At 66.8% G+C, this 14934-nt stretch carries 16 protein-coding genes and 1 tRNA gene; 10 read left to right on the top strand and 7 right to left on the bottom strand.

The features are described from left to right. Window positions 1-22: 22 nt before the first annotated feature. Together HGB39_RS21530 and HGB39_RS21525 are read left to right on the top strand one after the other, a co-directional pair. Window positions 23-400 carry a DUF4345 domain-containing protein gene (locus tag HGB39_RS21530; protein ID WP_005264310.1) on the top strand — a complete coding sequence of 126 codons (378 nt, stop codon included), beginning with the start codon at window positions 23-25 and terminating at the stop codon, window positions 398-400. Window positions 401-457: 57 nt separating this feature from the next. Next, window positions 458-530 (top strand) — tRNA-Arg (locus HGB39_RS21525). A gap of 70 nt (window positions 531-600) precedes the next feature. On the opposite strand, the gene HGB39_RS21520 is transcribed toward HGB39_RS21525, so the two are convergent. From HGB39_RS21520 to HGB39_RS21510, 3 genes are all read right to left on the bottom strand, one after another. Then, window positions 601-1425, bottom strand: a complete 825-nt coding sequence (locus tag HGB39_RS21520; RefSeq protein ID WP_005261975.1) for an alpha/beta fold hydrolase — start codon at window positions 1423-1425, stop codon at window positions 601-603. A gap of 395 nt (window positions 1426-1820) precedes the next feature. Next, window positions 1821-2381, bottom strand: a complete 561-nt coding sequence (locus HGB39_RS21515) for a PaaI family thioesterase (protein WP_005570286.1) — start codon at window positions 2379-2381, stop codon at window positions 1821-1823. Further along, window positions 2381-3097 carry an SDR family oxidoreductase gene (locus tag HGB39_RS21510; protein WP_005570284.1) on the bottom strand — a complete coding sequence of 239 codons (717 nt, stop codon included), beginning with the start codon at window positions 3095-3097 and terminating at the stop codon, window positions 2381-2383. The genes HGB39_RS21515 and HGB39_RS21510 overlap by 1 nt, the downstream gene beginning before the upstream one ends. 86 nt (window positions 3098-3183) lie before the next feature. On the opposite strand from HGB39_RS21510, the gene HGB39_RS21505 reads away from it, so the two are divergent. Together HGB39_RS21505 and gdhA are read left to right on the top strand one after the other, a co-directional pair. Further along, window positions 3184-3687 carry a winged helix-turn-helix transcriptional regulator gene (locus tag HGB39_RS21505; protein ID WP_005570282.1) on the top strand — a complete coding sequence of 168 codons (504 nt, stop codon included), beginning with the start codon at window positions 3184-3186 and terminating at the stop codon, window positions 3685-3687. A 100-nt stretch (window positions 3688-3787) separates the two neighbouring features. Next, window positions 3788-5131, top strand: coding sequence for an NADP-specific glutamate dehydrogenase (gene gdhA, locus HGB39_RS21500; RefSeq protein WP_005570280.1), 1344 nt, complete (start codon window positions 3788-3790; stop codon window positions 5129-5131). Window positions 5132-5186: 55 nt separating this feature from the next. Here gdhA and HGB39_RS21495 read toward each other — a convergent pair whose 3' ends face one another. From HGB39_RS21495 to HGB39_RS21485, 3 genes are read right to left on the bottom strand one after another with little or no spacing between them, the layout of a single operon-like run. Continuing rightward, window positions 5187-5396, bottom strand: coding sequence for a hypothetical protein (locus HGB39_RS21495; RefSeq protein ID WP_005248259.1), 210 nt, complete (start codon window positions 5394-5396; stop codon window positions 5187-5189). 12 nt (window positions 5397-5408) lie between these two features. After that, the gene (locus HGB39_RS21490) at window positions 5409-6581 is read right to left on the bottom strand and encodes a fatty acid desaturase family protein (RefSeq protein ID WP_043791709.1); all 1173 of its coding nucleotides are present in this window, start codon (window positions 6579-6581) and stop codon (window positions 5409-5411) included. A gap of 33 nt (window positions 6582-6614) precedes the next feature. Then, complete coding sequence (locus tag HGB39_RS21485) at window positions 6615-7724, bottom strand: ferredoxin reductase (RefSeq protein ID WP_043791696.1); 1110 nt, start codon at window positions 7722-7724, stop codon at window positions 6615-6617. 118 nt (window positions 7725-7842) lie between these two features. On the opposite strand from HGB39_RS21485, the gene HGB39_RS21480 reads away from it, so the two are divergent. The 3 genes from HGB39_RS21480 (at window position 7843) to HGB39_RS21470 (ending at window position 10084) form a co-directional block, all read left to right on the top strand. Then, window positions 7843-8550 carry a TetR family transcriptional regulator gene (locus HGB39_RS21480; RefSeq protein ID WP_005570274.1) on the top strand — a complete coding sequence of 236 codons (708 nt, stop codon included), beginning with the start codon at window positions 7843-7845 and terminating at the stop codon, window positions 8548-8550. A 26-nt stretch (window positions 8551-8576) separates the two neighbouring features. Next, window positions 8577-9428: an alpha/beta fold hydrolase gene (locus HGB39_RS21475; protein ID WP_005570272.1), complete on the top strand. Its 852-nt coding sequence runs from the start codon at window positions 8577-8579 to the stop codon at window positions 9426-9428. A 77-nt stretch (window positions 9429-9505) separates the two neighbouring features. Then, window positions 9506-10084, top strand: a complete 579-nt coding sequence (locus tag HGB39_RS21470; protein WP_005261984.1) for a hypothetical protein — start codon at window positions 9506-9508, stop codon at window positions 10082-10084. Here the strand turns inward: HGB39_RS21470 and HGB39_RS21465 are convergent. Beyond that, entirely contained in the window at window positions 10081-11406 is a 1326-nt protein-coding gene (locus tag HGB39_RS21465) for an MFS transporter (RefSeq protein WP_005570271.1), read from the bottom strand. The two genes, HGB39_RS21470 and HGB39_RS21465, sit on opposite strands and share 4 nt — an antisense overlap. A gap of 126 nt (window positions 11407-11532) precedes the next feature. Here HGB39_RS21465 and HGB39_RS21460 point away from each other — a divergent pair, with 126 nt between their 5' ends. From HGB39_RS21460 to cmrA, 3 genes are read left to right on the top strand one after another with little or no spacing between them, the layout of a single operon-like run. Beyond that, entirely contained in the window at window positions 11533-12066 is a 534-nt protein-coding gene (locus tag HGB39_RS21460; RefSeq protein WP_037206011.1) for a PadR family transcriptional regulator, read from the top strand. A gap of 13 nt (window positions 12067-12079) precedes the next feature. After that, on the top strand, window positions 12080-14104 hold the full coding sequence (locus HGB39_RS21455; RefSeq protein ID WP_005570269.1) for an NADPH-dependent 2,4-dienoyl-CoA reductase: 2025 nt from the start codon (window positions 12080-12082) through the stop codon (window positions 14102-14104). Window positions 14105-14122: 18 nt separating this feature from the next. After that, window positions 14123-14926 (top strand): mycolate reductase, encoded by an 804-nt coding sequence (gene cmrA / locus HGB39_RS21450; protein WP_005570268.1) that lies wholly within the window; start codon window positions 14123-14125, stop codon window positions 14924-14926. Window positions 14927-14934 lie beyond the last annotated feature (8 nt).

Raw genomic sequence — 14934 nt, 5'->3', positions numbered from 1 at the left:
CCCGAGGCAACGAGAGGCTGAGATGGCTGAGTTTCTGATTATCGCGGTGGCGCTGTTCTTCGCGGGCATGGGTGTGTACGGGCTCGCCGCGCCGGCCCGGCTGGTCGCCCCGTTCGGTCTGTCCGCGGATTCGGCGACCTCCCGCGCCGAGGTGCGCGCGGTCTACGGCGGCTTCGGTGTCGCGGTGGCGGCCCTGCTGTTCTTCGCAGCTTTCGACGCCCACGGCATCCGATCCGCCGCCTCGGTGACCGTGGCCGTCGCCCTGCTGGGGATGGCATTCGGCCGGATCGTGTCGGCCGTCGCCGACCGGCCTACCCGTTTCTACCCCGTGTGGTTCTACTTCGTGGTCGAGCTCGTTCTGGCGGGACTTCTGCTGTCGGCGGCCGGCCTGGGCTCGTGACCCGCACACCACAGCCCCGGTCGGAGCGCTCGAGGCGGCAGGTAATATTTGCTGCGCGCCTCCGTAGCTCAGGGGATAGAGCAAGAGCCTTCTAATCTCTTGGTCGCAGGTTCGAATCCTGCCGGGGGCACTCATTCCACGGAGCGCCGACAGACGAAAACCCCCGATCACCTGGACGAACAGGAATCGAGGGTCCGTCGTCAGCCCTTCAGGAACGCCAGCAGGTCGGCGTTGATCGTCTCCGCTTGTGTGGTGGGCATGCCGTGGGGGAAGTCCTGGTACGTCTTCAACGTCCCGTTCGCGAGAAGCTTCGCGGACAGGGGTCCGGCGTCGGCGTACGGAACGATCTGGTCGTCTTCGCTGTGCATCACCAGCACCGGCACCGTGATCTTCTTCAGATCCTCGGTGAAATCGGTCTGCGAGAAGGCGACGATGCCGTCGTAGTGAGCCTTGGCCCCGCCCATCATCCCTTGGCGCCACCAGTTCTCGATGATCGCCTCGGAGGATTCCACGCCCGGTCGGTTGAATCCGTAGAAGGGTCCCGACGGCAGGTCGCGATAGAACTTCGATCTATTGGCGGCGAGCTGTGCCTGCAAGTCGTCGAACACGTCCTTGGGGAGGCCGCCCGGGTTCGCCTCGGTTTTGACCATCAGTGGCGGTACTGCGCTGATCAGTGCGGCCTTCGACACCCGGCTCTCCCCGTGCCGCGCGAGATAGTGCACCACCTCGCCGCCGCCCGTCGAATGGCCGACGTGGATCGCGTTCTGCAGGTCGAGATGCGCGGTCAGCTCCGCGAGGTCGTCGGCGTAGTGATCCATGTCGTGGCCGTCACCGGTCTGGGTGGAGCGCCCGTGACCGCGCCGATCGTGGGCGATGACGCGATAGCCCTGCTGGAGGAAGAACAGCATCTGGGTGTCCCAGTCGTCGGCCGACAGCGGCCAGCCGTGGCTGAACACGATGGGTTGACCGGTTCCCCAGTCCTTGTAGAAGATCTCCGTGCCATCCTGGGTGGTGATCGTGCCCATGTGGTTGCCTTCCTTGACCGCTCTGGGATGACGCTGATGAGGACGGAATTCAGTACATCAAACTTCGGTACCCCACAGGGCGGCTTCGACCGGCGACGTCCTGTACGACCGTCCGATAGGCATTGCGCCCCTCGTCCGTACCCGGAGTTGCGTACTCGCGCGTAACAAACCGACCAATTAGTCTTGTTCGCGCATCGCCCCAACCCGACGGGGCAACGGTGCACCGGGACCCGCCACGATCCTCCGCGAGTGGCGGGTTTCCCGCATCTCAGCTGACTTTACTCGCGCATTACTTTTTCATGACCTGACCTAGGGGCCGCCGGCCCTCCCCCGACTCGGGTCGGCAGGCGGCCCCGCCGGACGCCCCCGAGGCACCCGGCGGGCGCCGTCCGGCGTCAGCTCTCCTGTGGAACCTCGAACACCAGCAGGGTGCTGGTGGCGGTGGCGACGAGTCGGCCCTGCGAGTCGGTGACCTCCCCCTCCGCGAACGCGATGCGGCGACCCGACTTCTTGACGACTCCGGTGGCCGTGAGGGGCCCGGAGTCCCGGGTCGCTCCGCGGATGTAGTTGACCTTGATCTCGACCGACGTGTAGCCCCACCCCGCGGGCAACGTGGTGTGCACGGCGCAGCCGGCGACCGAATCGAGCAGGGTGCACACGGCGCCGCCGTGGATGGCGCCGATCGGGTTGTACTGCGACTCGTCGGGGTTCAGCGCGAAGACGACCCTTCCGGGTTCGGCCTCGAGGAACCGCAGGTTCATCAGGCTCGCGATCGGGGGCGCGGGAATCTCGCCGCCGAGGATCGCCCGCAGGTAGCCGAGGCCGTCGAGTTCTCGCGCTTTCCGCGCCGGGCCTGCCGGGTCGCGCCATTCGACGGTCCTCGACCGCACCTCTCCCCACTCCGCGTCCGCCCCGCCCTCGACAGTCGCCACTGCACCGTTTCCGGACTCGCTCACTATGCCGTCCCCTGCTGCGCCGGCTGCGGATAGAGAACGTCAAGGTCACCCGACAGTGCCGCCTTGACGGTGCGGGAGGTGTCGTCGGCGAGGACTTCGTGAGCGCCGGACTCGATGCCGTCGAAGGCCAGTCGCGCGACCTCGGCCGCGGAGATCTTCGGTACGTCCAGACCGCTCGTCATGTCGGTGTCCATGTACCCGAGGTGCAGCCCGACCACCTGGATATTCTGCGCTGCGAGTTCGGCACGCATCGCGTTGGTGGCACTCCACAGGGCGGCTTTCGAGACGCTGTACGAACCACCGACGGCCAGCCAGGACAGGACGGAGTGCACGTTGAGGATCGCGCCGCCCCCATTGGCGGCGATGATCGGTGCCAGCGCGCGAGTGACGTTGAGCGGGCCGTAGAGGTTGGTTTCGAGTTCCCGGCGCATTCCGTCGAGATCACCCGTGAGCGGCGACTCGCCGATGAGGATGCCGGCGTTGTTGATCAGCACGCCGAGGTCCCCGACGTACTCCGCGGCGGCGTAGACCGATTCGGGGTTCGTGACATCCAGTTCGACGGGCACGACCCGGGGATGTCCTTCGATCGTCGACGTATCACGCGCCGACGCGTAGACCGTTCGCGCTCCTCGTGCGAGCGCCTCGGCGACGAAGGCACGTCCGAGCCCGCGGCCGGCTCCGGTGACCAGCACCGTTCGATCTTGAATCGTGGTCATGACGACCCCTTCGAGAGAGTAAGTCTGCTTTTCCAACTAACTGCGCTACGACAGTAACCCCTATCAGTTGGAAACCACAACCCTCTATGATGGAGTGCATGAACAATGGCGACACCGAGCGAGCGACACCCGAGATCGTCATGGACCGCATGCCACTGGCGCCGAGACCCTGCGCGATCGCCGCCACCATGGAACTGATCGGCGACCGCTGGTCCATGCTGGTGATCCGCGAACTGAGCTACGGGGTGCACCGCTTCGACCGGATTGCCGGGTACATCGGCGTCTCGCGCGACATCCTCACCGCGCGACTACGCAAACTCGAGGAGGTCGGCGTCATCGAGCGCCGCCAGTACTCCGAGCACCCTCCCCGTTTCGAGTACCACCTCACCCCGGCGGGCGAGGACCTGCGACCACTGCTGCTCTCACTGTTCCAATGGGGCAGCAAGTGGGCCGTCGACGAGGCACCGTCGGTGCTCGTGCACGACTGCGGGCACTCACTGGAGCTGGAACACCGCTGCGCGCACTGCGGCGAGGCCGTCGAGAACACCTCTGTCGCAATGCATTCCCGCACACTACTGCGGGAGTCCTGACCTCTCCGCACGGCGCGATACAGGACGCCTGACGCCAGGTCTATAGTTTCCAAAGTAAACGTCAGGTAACGAATTCCTCACACGTCAGGCAGGTGGGTCTGTGTCAACGCGCGACCAGGTAGCAGAGATCTACGAGCAGGTCCGCCTGCGGAACGCCGGAGAACCCGAGTTCCACCAGGCAGCCGCCGAGGTCTTCGAGTCGCTCCAGGTCGTGCTCGACCACCATCCCCACTACGCCGACTCCGGATTGATCGAGCGACTGTGCGAGCCGGAGCGTCAGATCATCTTCCGGGTGCCGTGGGTCGACGACTCCGGCAACGTGCACGTCAACCGCGGTTTCCGGGTGCAGTACAACAGCGTGCTCGGCCCCTACAAGGGCGGCCTGCGGTTTCACCCCAGCGTGAACCTGGGAATCGTGAAGTTCCTCGGCTTCGAGCAGATCTTCAAGAACGCACTCACCGGACTTCCGATCGGCGGCGGCAAGGGTGGCTCCGACTTCGACCCCAAGGGTCGCTCGGAGGCCGAGATCATGAGGTTCTGCCAGTCGTTCATGACCGAGCTGCATCGCCACATCGGCGAGTACACCGACGTCCCGGCAGGTGACATCGGCGTCGGCGGGCGCGAGATCGGCTACCTGTTCGGCCAGTACAAGCGCCTCACCAACTCCTACGAGTCGGGGGTCCTCACCGGTAAGGGCCTCACCTGGGGCGGCTCGCAGGTGCGTCGCGAGGCGACGGGTTACGGCGTCGCCTACTTCGTCGCCGAGATGCTGAAGGCGGCGAACAGCTCACTGGGCGGCAAGACCGTCGTCGTCTCGGGCTCCGGAAACGTCGCGATCTATGCGATCGAGAAGGTGCACCAGCTCGGCGGAATCGCGATCGCGAGCTCCGATTCCTCCGGATACCTCGTCGACGAGAAGGGCATCGACCTCGAGCTCCTGAAGGAGATCAAGGAGGTGCGACGCGGACGGATCAGCGAGTACACGGACACCGTGCCGCACGCCCGGTTCGTGCCGAACGGCTCCATCTGGGACGTGCCGTGCGACGTCGCGCTCCCCTGCGCCACCCAGAACGAACTCGACGAAGCGGCCGCCAAGACACTGGTCGCGAACGGCGTGCAGGCGGTGGCCGAGGGCGCGAACATGCCCACGACCCCGCAGGGCGTCCAGGTGTTCCGCGATGCCGCGGTGGCCTTCGCCCCGGGCAAGGCGGCCAACGCGGGCGGCGTCGCCACGTCGGCACTCGAGATGCAGCAGAACGCATCCCGCGACTCGTGGGGCTTCGAATACACGGACGAGCGGTTGGCCGGAATCATGCGCGGCATCCACGAGCGCACCGTGGCCACGGCCGCCGAGTACGGCATGCCGGGCGACTACGTGCACGGCGCGAACATCGCCGGTTTCGTGAAGGTGGCCGACGCCATGATTTCGCTCGGCGTCATCTAGCAGAGCGAAAAGGGGCGCGGCCGTCGCCGGCCGCGCCCCACCCACGCGAGGATCCTCAGTCGACCGGCTTGTCCTCGCCCTCGTCTTCGCGGGCCTTCTTCGCGGCCTCGCGCATCTCGATGCCGTCGGACACCCAGTCACCGATCTCCCGGGTGACGTCCCGGACGGCGCCCGCGATGATCGTCGCGATGTGGCCCACGTGCGTGGCCGCGGACTCCGTCAGTTCCTGCACGGTGTCCTTGCGCCGCTCGAACTTCCCCACCATGTGTTTCGCCTCTCAGGCTGCAGTCTTCTGCCGCTCGACGATAACACCGGGAGGGGTGTCGGACGAGACGAGACCGGGCGGCAGTGCGAACGTGAAGATCTTCCCCCACACGGAGCCGATCTGCTTGAAGAAGCCACCGGTGTTGTAGGGCAGCCCGTGCTTCTCGCACAGCGCCTTCACCGCGGGCGCCATCTCCGGGTACCGGTGGGCGGGCAGGTCCGGGAACAGGTGGTGCTCGATCTGATGCGACAGGTTGCCCGACATGATGTGGAACAGCGGACTCCCCTCGATGTTCGCGCTGCCGAGCATCTGCCGGACGTACCACTCGCCGCGGGTTTCCTCCGCGGTCTCGTCCTCGGTGAAACTCTGCACGCCGGTGGGGAAATGGCCGCAGAAGATGATGGAGTACGCCCACACGTTGCGGATCAGGTTGGCGGTCACGTTGCCGAGCAGTGTGGGGACGAACAGCGGCCCGGTGAGCGCCGGGAAGATCGCGTAATCCTTGAGCACCTGCCGACCGGCCTTGCGCCACCAGCCCTTCAGCAGCGGCTTGACGTCGCGCCACTTCCGCTTGCCCTGGATCACGTTCTCCGCTTCCAGGTCGTGCATCATGACGCCCCACTCGAACAGCATCATCAGGAAGAAGGCGTAGACCGGGTTCCCCAGGTAGTAGGGGTTCCACTTCTGCGCCTCGTCGATCCTCAGGATGCCGTAGCCGATGTCCCGGTCCCGGCCGAGGATGTTGGTGTACGTGTGGTGCATGTAGTTGTGGGAGTGCTTCCACTGATCGGCCGGGCAGACCGTGTCCCACTCGAACACGCGGGAGTTCAGGCCCGGTTCACGCATCCAGTCGTACTGGCCGTGCATGACGTTGTGGCCGATCTCCATGTTGTCGAGAATCTTCGACACACCGAGGGCCCCGACCCCGGCGATCCAGGCCGGCGGAAAGAAGCCGAGGTACATCAGCCCGCGGCCGGCGACCTCGAATCCCCTCTGCGCCTTGATGATCTTGTAGATGTATTCGCGGTCCTCGGCGCCGAGGTCCGCAACCGTCCGGTCGCGGAGGGCGTCCAGTTCCCGGCCGATCTCTTCGACCTGGTCGTGACTGAGCACCACCGGGGCGTCGTTACGGGAACCGTCGGAGCCGTCGACGAACGGGAGGAACGAGAGTGAGAGTCCAAACATGTCGGTCTCCAAACGTTGGATGTCGAGTGAAAATCAGATGTCGAGGGCGACGTCGCCCACCGGAACCGAGACGCACAGCTGGATCGCCTTGTCCGGATCGGTGTCGGTGTCGCCGGTGCGGACGTTCTTGGTGCACCCCGACTTCTTCACCGTGGTGCAGGAGAAGCAGATGCCCATCCGGCATCCGTACTCGGGATGGAGTCCGGCGGCCTCCGCTTGTTCGAGCAGCGTCGCTCCGGAATTGTCCGCGGTGACACCGCTGGCGGTGAAGGACACCTCACCACCGGCCTCGCCCTCCGCCGGGGCTGCGGTGGGAGCGAATTCCTCGGTGTGCAGACGGTCCTCGATGCCGAGTTCGCGGTACACCTCCCGAACGCCACGCATCAGTCCGGGCGGCCCGCACAGGAAGGTGTCGGCGTCCGCGTACCAGGGTGCTACCGCGTCGAGGTGCTCCTGGCCGAAGAATCCGTGGAGATGGCCGCCGGTGTCCTGATCGGTGTACGCCAGCACGAGCGAGACGTTGGCGTTCGCGTCCGCGAGTGCGCGCAACTCGTCGAGGTACGCGACGTCGTTTTCGGTGTACGCGTAGTGCAGAAAAGTGATGCTTCCGAAGTGCTGCTCGTCGACCAAGGTGCGCAGCATCGACAGAACCGGGGTGATTCCGCTGCCTCCGCTCACCAGCAGGAGCCGGCGAGGGCGAGGAGAGGGAAGGGTGAATTCGCCCGCCGCCTGAGACAGGTCGAGCACGAGACCGGGGCTCGCGTGGGCGTGCAGGTACTGCGAGACGAGACCCTCGGGATGCGCCTTGATCGTCAGCTCGACGAGCCCGTCGGCGGACGCCTGTGCATTGGCCGGCGAGTAGCACCGGGTGTGGCGAACCCCGTCGATCACGACGCCCACCTGCACGAACTGCCCCGCACGGAATCCGCGCCACTGACGGGTGGGGCGCAGCGTGAGGGTGACGGTGTCGGCGGTGGACCGCCGGACCTCGACCACTTCTGCACGCAGGTCGCGCACGGTGACCATGGGAGTGACGAGTTCGAGGTAGCGGTCGAGCTGGTGCGGAGTGGCCATCGCCTCGAACAACGACAGCAGCGAGAACCTGCGTCCCTCCGCCGGACGACTGGTGTGGGCAACTGACACGTCAGCCTCCTCCGTTTGAGTGCACGGTTGTACACTGACAATAGTGTGACAGAGGGGGACAGCAAGTTGTCAATCAGAATGTGACCGCAGGCACACTCGAGGCAGGGATCGGATACGCATGCCGGATGACGGGTACGAGCACCCGGAGGTGACAGGTGTGGGCACTGTCGCGAATACACTCACTGCCGTGAGTCAGTCGACCGGCGCCGAACCCGAGAGCAGGGCAGCCCGCAAGGAGCGCACGAGGAAGGCGCTTCTCGACGGCACGCTCGAACTCATGGCGGATCGGAGTTTCGCCGGCGTGAGCCTGCGCGAGATCGCCCGCACCGCGGGAATCGTGCCCACCGCGTTCTACCGCCACTTCGCGTCCATCGAGGAGCTCGGCGTGGTGCTCGTCGAGGAGGGCATGCGAATACTGCGGCAGATGCTGCGCGACGCCCGGCGCACCCCGAGCACCAAGAGCGCTGGCGCATCCCTCGACATCCTCGTCCGGCAGGTTCGCACCCACGAGGCGCAGTTCCGGTTCCTCAGCCGTGAACGCTACGGCGGCGTCCCCGAAATTCGCCGGGCGATCGCGACCGAGATGAAACTGTTCGTCAGCGAACTCACGGTGGATCTGTCCCGCATCGAGGGTTTGCAGTCCTGGGACCACGACGACCTGGAGATGGCGGCCGACCTGATCGTGTCCACCATGTTCGCCGTCGTCGTCGATCTGCTCGAGGCCGATCGTCCCGGAAGCCGAAGCGAGGCCGAGGTGGTCGCGCGCGCCGAACGGCAACTGCGCCTGATCATGCTCGGCATGAGCGGGTGGAATCCCGGAAAGTAGTCGCGCTCTCGCCGTACGGTGGGGGCATGCTGTCAACCTCGGAACACGCGCACATCACTCTCGGCGACCTGACGTTCGACGTCACGACCAGCGGTCCGGCCGACGGCGCCCCCGTCGTTCTCCTGCACGGGTTTCCGGAGAGCGCCGCGTCCTGGGAACCCGTCAGCGCCCGGCTGAACGAGTCCGGTCTGCGGACGTACGCCCCGAACCAGCGCGGATACTCGCCCGGTGCGCGACCCGACGGAGTCGACTCCTACAGGATCGACCACCTCGTCGCGGACGTGATCGGACTGCTCGACGCACTCGACCTCGACACGGCGCATCTCGTCGGCCACGACTGGGGCGCCGCCGTGGCCTGGGTCGTCGCGGCCAGGCACCCCGATCGGATCAATTCGCTCACCACCGTGTCGGTGCCACATCCCGGCGCGTTCGGCTGGGCGTTGCGCGAGGACGCCGATCAGAAGGAACGCTCCTCCTACATCCGGCTCCTGAGGATGGAGGGCAAGGCCGAGCGGGTTCTCCTCGACGACAACGCGCACTCACTGCGCGCAATGTTCGGTGACGTCGTCCCGCCGGCGCTCGTCGACCGGCACGTCGCGCTGCTCAGCGAACCGGGAGCGCTGACCGCCGCGCTGAACTGGTACCGCGCCATGACGAGCGACTTCGAGCAGACGCCCGCCGTCACCGTTCCCACGACCTACGTCTGGAGCACCGGCGACCAGGCGCTGGGGCGTGCGGGAGCGGAGCGGTGCGGCGAGTTCGTCGATGCGCCGTACGAATTCGTCGTCCTGGACGGTGCCACGCACTGGATCCCGGAACAGCGACCCGACGCCCTCGCGGACGCGATCCTCATGCGTGCCGGAACCGTGCCGAACTGAAATCCGCCCTTCCCCTCGACGGGGCGTCCGTTCTGGTTTGATGGCACTACTCGTCTCGTGCACCCTGGGAGGGCACCATGAGTGGCATCGCAATTCTTCTGGTCGGCGCCGTTCTGTGCTTCGCCGGTGTCGGTTCACTCCACGTCGCCGTTCTCGCCTCGGGTTTCGGCCTCGGCTGGCTCCTGGCCGATCTGCTGTCGCTGTCGCTCGGGACGACGTTCCTGGTCGCGGCGATCGGCGCGGTAGTGGTGTGGGTGGCCACGACCCTGATCTTCAAGTTCGCCGCATTCTTCATCGGCATCATCGCCGGCGCGGTGATCGGAGCGAAGCTCAGTCGTGTTCTGCAACCCGACGACGCCGGCTGGCTCCTCAGTGGAGTCGTGATCGTCGCGCTCGCCGTCGCCTGCGGTTTCATCGCCGACCGGTACCGGGCGCGGGCATTGTTATGGCTCACCGCGCTCGGCGGCGCCAGCATGGTGCTGACCGGGCTCGGTCTGGCCGTCCCCCCGCTGGGATTCCTGGAGGATCCGAACGAGGGCGGCCAGCAGTTCTTCGCCACGCTGATCTGGATCGTCGTGGCGGCGGCGGGCTGGCTGACGCAGCGGCGCCTGTTCCCGGAGAAGCTTCGCATCGACGACACTCGCGCGAGGCGCTAGTCGCGTTCGGGCGCCTTCACCACCGTCAGCGCGGCGAGGCCGATCGCGAGCACGATCACCAGGCCGAGGATCCCCGCCCGATCCGCCGCGAGCCACCAGGCGAACAATCCGAAGAGGGTGGGCGAGAGGAACGACACCGCGCGACCGGTGGTCGCGTACAGGCCGAACATCTGCCCCTCCCGGCCGGGCGGGGTGATCCGGGCCAGGAACGTGCGCGCGGACGACTGCGCGGGACCGACGAACAGGCACAGCAGCAGTCCGAAGATCCAGAACATGGCCGGTCCCGAGACGGCCATCAGGACGACACCGACGATGATCATCGCGATCAGGGACGTCATGATCACGGTCTTCGGCCCGATCCGGTCGTCGAACCGGCCGGCGGTGAGCGCGCCGAGCGCGGAGACGACATTGGCCGCGACGCCGAACAACAGCACGTCACCCGCACCGATGCCGTAGACGTTGACGGCGAGGACGGCGCCGAACGTGAAGACACCGGCCAGACCGTCGCGGAACAACGCACTGGCCACCAGGAAGTAGACGGTGCGCCGGTCGGCGGACCACAGGTCGCGCAGATCGCGCCACAACACCCGGTACGACTCGACGAAACCGGCCTTGTCCGCACCCGGATCCGCGTGCGGGCGGGGTAGCTCGGGGACCTTCAGCAGCACGGGAATCGCGAAGACCGCGAACCAGACGGCGGCCAGCAGCGCCACCATCCGGATGTTCAGGCCGCCGTCCGTGGTGAGCCCGAGGAACCCCCGGTTGTCGCCGTCACCGGAGATGAAACCGAAGTAGCACACCAGCAGGAGCACGATCCCACCGAAATAGCCCATCGCCCAGCCGAACCCGGACACCCGGCCGATGTTCGCCGGCGTCGACACCTGCCTGAGCATCGCGTTGTACGGAACGCCGGCCAGTTCGAAGATCACCGAACCGGCGGCCAGCAGCACCAGCCCGAGCCACAGGTACTGATAGGAGTCGCGGACGAAGAACATCGCCGCCATGCACCCGACCGTCGCGAACGTGAGGACGCCGAGCGCCCACTTGCGTCGTCCCGCGGCGTCGAATCGCTGCCCGGTGACGGGGGCGAGCACGGCGATGAGGAAACCGGCGATGCCGAGCGACCACCCGAGCCACGTGCTCGCGGAGATCGATCCCGGCAGGTCCTCCCCCACGGCGTCCGTCAGGTACACGGAGAAGACGAACGTAAGGATCACGGCGTTGAACGCGGCCGATCCCCAGTCCCACAGCCCCCACGCGACAACCTGTCTGCGCGTCGCGGCCTCGCCGATCCCGGCCGGCGGATGAACGTCGGTGCTCATGCCCGCGAGCCTATGCGAGCGAACGGGGAGTTCGTGCGGTCTGACGCGACGAGCGTCCCGTTCGACCGGGAGGACCTAGTGTGCACTCAGTTGCATACGCACCTCGTTGCATACATACTTCTGTTCGTGGCCCTCGAACATGCGCTTCTTGTCTCCCTGACCGAGCACTCCGGCTCGGGCTACGAATTGGCGCGCCGGTTCGACAAGTCCATCGGCTTCTTCCAGAGCGCCACCCACCAGCAGATCTACCGCGTCCTCAAACGCATGGACGAGTCCGGCTGGGTCGACGCAGAGGTCGTGGCACAGGACGGCAGACCCGACAAGAAGGTGTACCGGGTCAGCGCGGCCGGACGCGCGGAACTCGAGCGCTGGATCGCCGAACCGACCGAGCCCAATCACCTGCGTAACGAGCTGGCAGTGAAGATCCGCGCCGCTCAGCACGGTGACATCGCCGCACTCACCGCCGAGGTCGCTCGCCACCGCGACGGCCACGCCGCCCGGCTCGAGGTCTACCGCATGATCGAAAAACGCGACTTTCCCGCACCGGACAAGCTCTCCGGGGCAGCCCTGCACCAGTACCTCGTCCTGCGCGGCGGAATCCGCGTCGAAGAGGGATTCGCCGACTGGTGCCAAGAAGTACTCGACGCGCTCGCACAGTAAGGACACGCCGCCAATGACTCAGTTCCCTCAGCTCCTCGCTCCCCTCGACCTCGGTTTCACGACGCTGAAGAACCGGGTGATCATGGGCTCCATCCACACCGGGCTCGAAGATCGCGCGAAGGACGTTCCCCGTCTGGCCGAGTACTTCGCCGAGCGTGCCCGCGGAGGTGTCGCGCTGATCGTCACCGGCGGATACGCGCCCAACCGGACGGGCTGGCTGCTGCCGTTCGGCGCCAAGCTCACCAACCGTGTCGAGGCCGGGCGGCACCGCGCGATCACGAAGGCGGTGCACGACGAGGGCGGCAAAATCGCCCTGCAGATCCTGCACGCCGGCCGGTACAGCTACCAGCCCTTCAGCGTCTCCGCCTCCTCGATCAAGGCCCCGATCAACCCGTTCCGGCCCCGCAAACTCACCGGCCGCGGCGTCCGCTGGCAGATCCGCAACTTCGTTCGCTGCGCCCGACTCGCGCAGCAGGCGAACTACGACGGCGTCGAGATCATGGGCGGCGAGGGCTACTTCATCAACCAGTTCCTGTGCGAGCGCACCAACAAGCGCACCGACACGTGGGGCGGCACTCCCGAGAACCGCAGGCGGATGGCCGTCGAGATCGTCCGCCGCACGCGCAAGGCGGTGGGCCCGAACTTCATCATCATCTTCCGCCTGTCGATGGCCGACCTCGTCGAGGGCGGTCAGACGTGGGACGAGATCGTCGCGCTGGCACAGGAAGTGGAGGCCGCGGGCGCGACCATCATCAACACCGACATCGGCTGGCACGAATCCCGTGTTCCCACGATCGTGACGTCGGTGCCGCGGGCCGCGTTCGCCGACATCACCGGCAAGCTCGAGAAGCACGTGAGCATCCCCGTGGCCGCGTCGAACCGGATCAACATGCCGGAGGTCGCCGAGGAAATCCTGACCCGCGGCGACGCGCAGCTCATCTCGATGGCACGCCCGATGCTCGCCGATCCCGACTGGGTGCGGAAGGCGGAGGCAGGCACCCCCGACGAGATCAACACGTGCATCGCATGCAACCAGGCCTGCCTCGACCACGCCTTCGTCCGCAAGCACGTGTCGTGCCTGCTGAATCCGCGTGCGGGCCGGGAGACGGAACTGACGCTCTCCCCCACCCGGGCCGCGAAGCGTGTCGCCGTCGTCGGCGCCGGCCCCGCGGGACTGTCCGCGGCGCTCGGCCTGGCACAGCGTGGCCATTCGGTGACCCTGTTCGAAGCGGATTCGGAGATCGGCGGCCAGTTCGGCATCGCCCGCAAGATCCCCGGCAAGGAGGAGTTCGCGGAAACGATCCGGTACTACAACCGCCAGCTTCCGCTCGCCGGTGTCGACGTCCGGCTCGACAGCCGCGTCACCGCGACCGAACTGATCGGCGAGTACGACGAGGTGATCGTCGCGACCGGTGTGACGCCGCGCGTTCCGTCCATTCCGGGTATCGACCACCCGAAGGTGCTCACGTACCCGGAGGTCGTGCGGGGCGGCAAGCCCGTCGGGAAGTCGGTCGCGGTGATCGGAGCCGGCGGGATCGGCGTCGACGTCAGCGAGTTCCTCACCCACGAGCATTCCCCGACGCTCGACCTGAAGGAGTGGAAGCAGGAGTGGGGTGTCACCGAACCCGAAGCGGCGGCGGGCGCCCTCACCACACCCATTCCCGAACCGTCGCCGCGCGAGGTGTACCTGCTGCAGCGCAAGAGCGGCCGGATCGGCGCCGGACTCGCGAAGACCACGGGCTGGGTTCACCGGGCAGCGCTGAAGAACAAGGGCGTGCAGGAACTGTCCGGGGTCAACTACGAGCGCATCGACGACGACGGCCTGCACATCACGTTCGGCGCCAAACGCGAGAAGCCCCGCACCCTTGCCGTCGACAACGTGGTGATCTGCGCAGGTCAGGAATCTGTGCGTGACCTCGTCGACGAACTGACCGTCGCCGGCGTCACCACCCACGTCATCGGCGGCGCCGACGTCGCAGCCGAACTCGACGCCAAACGCGCGATCGAGCAGGGCACCCGGCTCGCCGCGCGCCTCTGACGCACTACGCTGCTGACCGTGAGCTTGCCGAACCCCACTCCCAGTGCCCGCGCCGTCGTGACCGGCGCCTCGTCCGGAATCGGCGAGGCGCTGGCCACCGATCTCGCCTCCCGGGGCCACTCCCTGATCCTCGTCGCACGCCGCGGCGAGGTGATGGAGTCACTCGCCGGGACCCTGCGCGACAAGCACGGCGTCGAGGTCGACGTGCGCGCGTGCGATCTGTCGGATCGCGACGCTCGGGCCACCCTCGTCACCGAACTGTCCGGACGAGAGATCAGCGTCCTGTGCAACAACGCGGGGATCGCCACGTTCGGCCCGGTCGCCGGACTCGATCCCGCGTACGAGCGGGCCCAGGTGGAACTCAACGCCGTTGCGGTGCACGACCTCACCCTCGCGGTGTTGCCCGGGATGCTCGAACGCAAGTCCGGCGCCATCCTCATGGTCGGCTCCGCGGCAGGCAACATGCCCATTCCCCACAACGCCACGTACGCGGCCAGCAAGGCGTTCGTCAACACCTTCTCCGAGTCGCTGCGCGGCGAACTCAAGGGGACGGGAGTGAACGTCACGCTGCTCGCACCCGGCCCGGTCCGCACCGAGGAGCCCGATCCGGCGGAGGCGTCGATCGTGGACAAGCTGGTGCCCGACTTCCTGTGGATCTCCAGCGAATACACCGCCAAGGTGTCGCTCGACGGGCTGGCCGACAACAAGATGCGCGTCGTGCCCGGCATCATCAGCAAGGCGATGTCCGTTGCCGGGCAATACAGCCCGCGCGCGGTGGTCGCCCCGATCGTCGGAACGTTCTACAAGAAGCTGGGCGGATGACCCCCGGG

Origin of the sequence: Rhodococcus opacus, from assembly GCF_012396235.1 — a bacterium.
Classification (GTDB): domain Bacteria; phylum Actinomycetota; class Actinomycetes; order Mycobacteriales; family Mycobacteriaceae; genus Rhodococcus_F; species Rhodococcus_F opacus.
This window is presented reverse-complemented; position numbering and strand designations above follow the sequence as displayed.